General features: G+C 43.8%; 1 protein-coding gene and 1 pseudogene. Both read right to left on the reverse strand.

The window, feature by feature from the left end:
- Positions 1–132: 132 nt before the first annotated feature.
- Positions 133–459 (reverse strand): nitrite reductase small subunit NirD, encoded by a 327-nt coding sequence (gene nirD / locus A3735_RS25420; RefSeq protein WP_068510303.1) that lies wholly within the window; start codon positions 457–459, stop codon positions 133–135.
- A gap of 30 nt (positions 460–489) precedes the next feature.
- Positions 490–941: pseudogene (locus A3735_RS25425) on the reverse strand (nitrite reductase (NAD(P)H)); the annotation flags it as partial.

A 941-nucleotide genomic window follows, 5' to 3' on the forward strand; every position in this document is an offset into this window, starting at 1 on the left:
AAAAAAGAAGCCCCTTTCGGGGCTAAACCTTGCGACATACAAGGGAAAGAATGTATGGGGTGGGAAGACTGTTTTACGACCTCGTGAGTCCAGCCAACACACCCCGCTTGATAGAACTTTTTTGCTTGCTGCCTAGGCTAGCAAGACCGAATCGCCTTCGAGTTTAACTGGGTAAACAGTTACAGATTTGTCTTCTTCCTCAAGGCATTCGCCTGTCTTAAGGTCAAAGTGCTGTTTGTATAGGGGAGAAGCAACCACGTACTTGCCGGTTAAATCTCCAACAATCCCGCGAGAAAGAACATTTGCCTTACCGCATGGGTCCCAGTTAGATATTGCGAAAATCTTTTCTTCGCTGCTCGGTATGTAGAAGATCGCAACTTGCTCATCGTTTACTAGCGCGCATACGCCTGAATTTTCTACAAGATCGTACTTCGTACAGATAACTTCATTAAGTGCCATTTTGATTTTCTCCTATCTGTGAGTACTGGATTAAGCTGACTTAGCGATTAATTTTGATTTTTCGTCTTCGCTAGCAGGTCTTACTTGACCACGCTCTTCAACGAAAACAACGTTACTATCTTCTTTATCAGAGTTAACAAATTGACGGAAGCGACGTAGTTTTGTTTCGTCTTCGACCGTAGTTTTCCATTCACACTGATAAGTATCGACAACGCTTTGCATCTGAGCTTCAAGTTCAGCTGCAATACCAAGGCTGTCTTCAATAATAACCTCACGAAGGTATTCGATACCGCCTTCAAGGTTGTCCATCCATACAGATGTTCTTTGTAAGCGGTCTGCTGTTTTGATGTAGAACATCAAGAAGCGATCAATATATTTAACTAGCGTTTCGGTACTGATATCGGTCGCAAACAGATCAGCATGTCGTGGCTTCATGCCGCCGTTTCCACAAAGGTAGAGGTTCCAGCCGTTTTCAGTTGCAA

The organism is Oleiphilus sp. HI0061, from assembly GCF_001635675.1.